Here is a 6,328-nt window from a genome sequence, read left to right on the forward strand (position 1 = left end):
GTGCCGACGGCGGGTCGGGCAGGGTCTGCGCCCGATGCGGCCCGATTTCAACGACCGAAACCCGGAACGGCCGGACGGTCTGCCGCCGCACGCTTGCAGGCGCGAGTGCGGGCGTTCGGCGCCCTGAACGAGCCGACGAACGGCGGATCTCCCGCACTCGCGCGTCGGCTCGGGGCAGCAGGGGTGGATCGGGTCGGTTGCCGGGCCGTTCGAGCCGCCCGGACAGGGGTGTCGGTCGTCACCCGCGGATAGGGTTCTGGGAAAACGGTAGTCCCGACGCCCGGCTCATCCTTCGGATGCGGGACGTAGGTCCCGCAGCGAAGCAGGGGCCCGCGCGACGCTTGAGATCGGGCCCGAGGGGACCGGAGGCGCGTTTGCGCCCCGGGGGGGCACGTCAGCACGGGAGACTTCATGCGCACGCAGACGAGAACGACGGCGGACGGCTCGGCGACCGCCTGGTCACCGCGGCCGGCCGGGCCGCTCAGCGACGAGACCCTCGAGCTGGTCGACGCCTGGTGGCGCGCGGCGAACTACCTGTCGATCGGGCAGATCTACCTGCTCGACAACCCGCTCCTGCGCCGCCCGCTGAGCCGCGACGACGTCAAGCCACGCCTCGTCGGCCACTGGGGCACGACGCCGGGCCTGAACTTCCTCTACGCGCACCTCAACCGGGCCATCGTGGAACGCAAGCAGTCGACGATGTACGTCACCGGCCCCGGGCACGGCGGCCCCGGCCTCGTCGCGAACGCGTACCTCGACGGCACGTACTCCGAGATCTACACCGACATCACCCAGGACGACGAGGGCCTGCGCCGGCTGTTCCAGCAGTTCTCGTTCCCGGGCGGGATCCCCAGCCACGTGGCCCCCGAGACCCCCGGCTCGATCCACGAGGGTGGCGAGCTCGGGTACGCCCTCTCGCACGCCTACGGCGCCGCGTTCGACAACCCCGACCTGCTGGTCGCGGCCGTCGTCGGCGACGGCGAGGCCGAGACCGGCCCGCTGGCGACCAGCTGGCACTCGAACAAGTTCATCAACCCGGCCAAGGACGGCGTCGTGCTGCCGATCCTGCACCTCAACGGGTACAAGATCGCCAACCCGACCGTGCTCGCGCGCATCCCCGAAGATGAGCTGCTCGACCTGATGCGCGGCTACGGGCACACCCCGCACGCGTTCACCGGCGGGTTCGACGGCGAGGACCCCGCGGCCGTGCACCGCCGCTTCGCCGAGCTGCTCGACGTCGTGCTGGACGAGATCGCCGCGATCAAGGCGCGCGCCGCCGACGGCGACCTCACCCGGCCCAAGTGGCCGATGATCATCCTGCGGACGCCCAAGGGCTGGACCTGCCCGCCGATCATCGACGGCTTGCAGGTCGAGAACTCCTGGCGCTCGCACCAGGTCCCGCTAGCGAGCGCGCGGGACACCGACGCGCACCTGGCGGTCCTCGAGGGCTGGCTGAAGTCGTACCGCGCCGAGGAGCTGTTCGATGAGAACGGCCGGCTGGTCGCGGATCTGGCGCCCCTGGCCCCGATCGGGCACCTGCGGATGAGTGACAACCGGCACGCCAACGGCGGGCTGCTGCTGCGCGACCTGCGCCTGCCGGACTTCCGCGACTTCGCCGTCGACGTCCCGGTCCCCGGCGGCTCGATCAGCGAGGCCACCAAGGTGCTCGGGCAGTGGCTCGCAGGAGTCATCGAGCTGAACCCGGACAACTTCCGGATCTTCGGCCCCGACGAGACCGCCTCCAACCGGCTGCAGTCCGTCTACGAGGTCACCGACAAGCAGTGGAACGGGGAGTACCTCGACAGCGACGCCGGCGAGCACCTCGCGCGGGCGGGCAGGGTGATGGAGATGCTCTCCGAGCACCAGTGCCAGGGCTGGCTCGAGGGGTACCTGCTGACCGGCCGGCACGGCATGTTCAGCTGCTACGAGGCCTTCATCCATATCGTCGACTCGATGTTCAACCAGCACGCCAAGTGGCTCAAGGTGTCCCGCGAGATCCCCTGGCGCCGCCCGGTCGCCTCGCTGAACTACCTGCTCTCGAGCCACGTCTGGCGCCAGGACCACAACGGCTTCAGCCACCAGGACCCCGGCTTCATCGACCACGTGATCAACAAGAAGGCGGAGATCGTCCGGGTGTACCTGCCCCCGGACGCGAACACGCTGCTCTCGACGTACGACCACTGCCTGCGCAGCAAGGACTACGTCAACGTCGTGGTGGCCGGCAAGCAGCCGGCGCCGAACTTCCTGACGATGGACCAGGCGGTCGCGCACTGCGCGCGCGGCCTGGGCATCTGGGAGTGGGCGGGCAACGAGCGCGACGGCGAGGAGCCCGACGTCGTGCTGGGCTGCGCGGGCGACGTCCCGACGGTCGAGACCCTCGCCGCGGCCGACCTGCTGCACCGGCACCTGCCCGAGCTGACCGTGCGCGTGGTCAACGTGGTCGACCTGATGCGCCTGCAGGACGCCAGCGAGCATCCGCACGGCCTGTCCGACCGGGACTTCGACGCGCTGTTCACGCCGAACAAGCCGGTCATCTTCGCCTACCACGGCTACCCGTGGCTGATCCACCGCCTGACCTACCGCCGCACCGGACACGCCAACATCCACGTGCGCGGCTACAAGGAGGAGGGCACGACGACGACCCCCTTCGACATGGTCATGCTCAACAACCTCGATCGCTTCCACCTCGTGATGGATGTGATCGACCGCGTGCCGAGCCTCGGACCGCGTGCTGCGCGCCTGCGCCAGCAGATGACCGATGCGCGCCTCGAGGCGCGCGAGTACACCCGCGAGCACGGCGAGGACCTGCCGTCGATCGCGAACTGGGTGTGGCCCGATGCGGGCGACACCGCAACAGATGTCAGCGGTCCTGGGGGTTCCTCGGTGGCTGCGACCGGAGGAGACAACGAGTGAACGATTCACAGCGCCAGACGCCGTCCGAGGGCTCGGCCCGCAACATCTACGTCACCTCCCCCGAGGGGGAGACCGGCAAGTCGACCGTGGCCCTCGGGGTCCTCGACCTGCTCACCCGCCGGACCCAGCGCGTCGGGGTGTTCCGCCCGATCGCCCGGTCCGGCAACGAGCGCGACTACGTGCTGGAGCTGCTGCTCGCGCACGACGGCGTCGACCTGCCGTACGACCTGTGCGTCGGTGTCACCTACGAGCAGATGCACACCAACCCCGACGAGGCTCTCACCGAGATCGTGTCGCGGTACCACGAGGTGGCTCGCCGGTGCGACGTCGTCGTGGTCGTCGGCACGGACTACACGGACGTCGCCGGACCGACCGAGCTGGTCCTGAACGCGCGGATCGCGGCCAACCTCGCTGCCCCGGCGCTGATCGTGGTCAGCGGAAACGGCCGCAGCCCCGACGAGATCCGGCAGGTCGCCGAGGTCGCCGTCGGCGAGATGCGCGCCAACCACGCCCAGGTCATCGGTGTCGTAGCGAACCGGTGCGCCACCGACGAGATCGACCTCGTGCGCGCCGCGCTCACCGGTGACGTCCCGGTCTGGGCCCTCCCGGAGGAGCCGTTCCTGGTCGCCCCGACCGTCCGCGCCCTGATGGAGGCGGTCGGCGGGCGCCTCGTCGTCGGCGACGAGGAGCTGCTCAGTCGCGAGTCGCTCGACGTCCAGGTCGGCGCCATGTCGTTCGAGCACCTGCTGGACCGGCTGTCCGACGGCGCCGTCGTGATCGCCCCCGGCGACCGCAGCGACATCCTGCTCGGCCTGCTCACCGCGCACGCCGCGACCGGCTTCCCGTCGCTCGCGGGCATCATCCTCAACGGCGGCTACTACCCAGCGGGCAACGTCGCGCGGCTGGTCGAGTCCCTGGGCTCGCGCCTGCCGATCATGCGCACCGACCTGGGCACGTTCCGGACCGCGAGCGCCGCGGCGCTCACCCGGGGTCGGCTGACGACCGACTCGCGGCGCAAGATCGACACCGCGCTCGCGCTGTTCGAGCAGCACGTCGACGGCACGACCCTGCTCGCGGCGCTCGACGTGCCGCGCAGTGAGGTCGTCACCCCGCTGATGTTCGAGTACGAGCTGCTCGACCGGGCCCGCGCCGACCGCCAGCACATCGTGCTGCCGGAGGGTGCCGACGACCGGATCCTGCGTGCCGCGAGCTCGCTCCTGCAGCGCCAGGTCGCGGACCTCACGATCCTCGGCGAGGAGACCTCCATCCGGGCCCGCGCGACCGAGCTGGGCCTCGCACTGGACGAGGCGAAGATCATCGACCCGCGCGGCGGGGAGCTGCACGAGCGGTTCGCCAAGGAGTACGCGGCGCGGCGTGCCCACAAGGGCATGACCCTCGAGCGGGCCCGGGAGATCATCTCCTCCGTCTCGTACTTCGGCACGATGATGGTCGAGCTCGGCCTGGCCGACGGCATGGTGTCCGGCGCGATGCACACCACCGCGCACACCATCAGGCCCTCGTTCGAGATCATCAAGACGGTCCCGGGCGTCTCGATCGTGTCCAGCGTGTTCCTGATGTGCCTCAACGACCGGGTGCTGGTGTACGGCGACTGCGCCGTGAACCCGGACCCGACCGCGGAGCAGCTCGCGGACATCGCCATCTCCTCGGCCGAGACCGCCGCGCAGTTCGGCATCGAACCGCGCATCGCGATGCTGTCCTACTCCACCGGAGCGTCCGGCTCGGGAGCCGACGTCGTGAAGGTCCGCACCGCCACGGCGCTGGTCCGCGAGCGCCGTCCGGACCTGAGCGTCGAGGGTCCGATCCAGTACGACGCCGCCGTCGACGCCTCCGTGGCCAAGACGAAGATGCCGGACTCCCAGGTCGCCGGGCGCGCGACGGTGTTCATCTTCCCGGACCTGAACACCGGTAACAACACCTACAAGGCCGTGCAGCGCTCGTCGGGCGCGGTCGCCGTCGGACCGGTTCTGCAGGGCCTGCGCAAGCCGGTCAACGACCTCTCCCGAGGCGCGCTGGTGCAGGACATCGTCAACACCGTCGCGATCACCGCGATCCAGTCCCAGGCGCTGCACGCCCTGGCCAACACCCCTGTGGAGGCGACCTCGTGAGCTCGCTCGTTCTTGTCATCAACTCTGGATCGTCCTCGATCAAGTACCAGCTCGTCGACGCCGACTCCGGCGAGGCGCTCGCCGGCGGCATCATCGAGCGCATCGGCCAGCCGATGAGCGAGATCAAGCACGACGGGCTGGACGGGCGCACCACGCTCACGCAGCCGATCGCGAACCACGAGGACGGGCTCGCGGTGATCCTCGAGCTGTTCGCCAAGCACGGTCCCCAGCTCGACGAGTCCAAGCTGACGGCGATCGGGCACCGCGTCGTGCAGGGCGGGGCCAGGTTCCCCGGAGCGGCCGTGATCGACGACGACGTCGAGGCCTCGATCGACGAGCTCTCCACCCTTGCGCCCCTGCACAACCCGCCGAACCTGAGCGGGATCCGCGCGGCCCGGCACGCCTTCCCGACCGTGCCGCACGTCGCCGTCTTCGACACCTCGTTCCACACCACGCTGCCCGACGCCGCAGCCACGTACGCGATCGACCGCGAGGTCGCGGCCAAGTACGAGATCCGCCGGTACGGCGCGCACGGCACGTCGCACAAGTTCGTCGCGGCGGCCACGGCCGAACTGCTGGGCAAGGACCCCAGCGAGGTCAACGTCATCGTGCTGCACCTCGGCAACGGTGCATCGATCACCGCCGTGCGCGGCGGGATCTCGGTCGAGACCTCGATGGGGCTCACCCCGCTCGAGGGCCTGGTCATGGGGACCCGGTCCGGCGACCTCGACCCGGCGATCCTGATCCACCTGGGCCGGGTCGCGGGGATGAGCCTGGACGATCTCGACGTGCTGCTCAACCGTAGGTCCGGCATGTTCGGCCTGACCGGGTCCTCGGACATGCGCGACGTGCACGCGGCCGTCGAGGCGGGCGACGAGAACGCCCGCACCGCGCTCGAGGTCTACTACCACCGGCTCAAGGGCTACGTCGGGAACTACTACGCCCAGCTCGGACGGGTGGACGCGATCGCGTTCACGGCCGGGATCGGCGAGAAGGACGCCGAGACCCGGCTGAACGCTCTCGCCGGCCTCGAACGCCTCGGCATCGAGATCGACCCCGAGCTCAACGCCGTCCGCAGCGACGACGCCCGCCGGATCTCGAGCGACGCCTCGGAGGTCACTGTCTACGTCGTCCCGACCAACGAAGAGCTGGAGATCGCCCGCGAGGCGGTAGCCCTGGTCGCCACCGCCTGACCCATCACCCGGCACCACCGCACCACCGCAGCACCGGATTCACCCCTAACGTCCGAGCGCTGACGTCCTATAGGACGTCAGCGCTCGGACGTTAGG

At 70.2% G+C, this 6,328-nt stretch carries 3 protein-coding genes; all 3 read left to right on the top strand.

All coding sequences use genetic code 11. The features are described from left to right. Positions 1-411: 411 nt before the first annotated feature. From VIM26_RS08345 to VIM26_RS08355, 3 genes are read left to right on the top strand one after another with little or no spacing between them, the layout of a single operon-like run. The gene (locus tag VIM26_RS08345; protein ID WP_331950056.1) at positions 412-2,913 is read left to right on the top strand and encodes a phosphoketolase family protein; all 2,502 of its coding nucleotides are present in this window, start codon (positions 412-414) and stop codon (positions 2,911-2,913) included. Further along, positions 2,910-5,039: a phosphate acetyltransferase gene (gene pta, locus VIM26_RS08350; RefSeq protein WP_331950058.1), complete on the top strand. Its 2,130-nt coding sequence runs from the start codon at positions 2,910-2,912 to the stop codon at positions 5,037-5,039. Before VIM26_RS08345 ends, pta begins: the two co-directional genes overlap by 4 nt. Continuing rightward, positions 5,036-6,232, top strand: coding sequence for an acetate kinase (locus tag VIM26_RS08355; RefSeq protein WP_331950060.1), 1,197 nt, complete (start codon positions 5,036-5,038; stop codon positions 6,230-6,232). The genes pta and VIM26_RS08355 overlap by 4 nt, the downstream gene beginning before the upstream one ends. Positions 6,233-6,328: the final 96 nt, after the last annotated feature.

The organism is Pengzhenrongella sp., from assembly GCF_036565025.1.
Taxonomy (GTDB): Bacteria; Actinomycetota; Actinomycetes; order Actinomycetales; family Cellulomonadaceae; genus Pengzhenrongella.

Coding starts and splice junctions, on each gene's coding strand:
- VIM26_RS08345 (WP_331950056.1), top strand. CDS start 412: ATGCGCACGCAGACGAGAACGACGGCGGACGGCTCGGCGACCGCCTGG.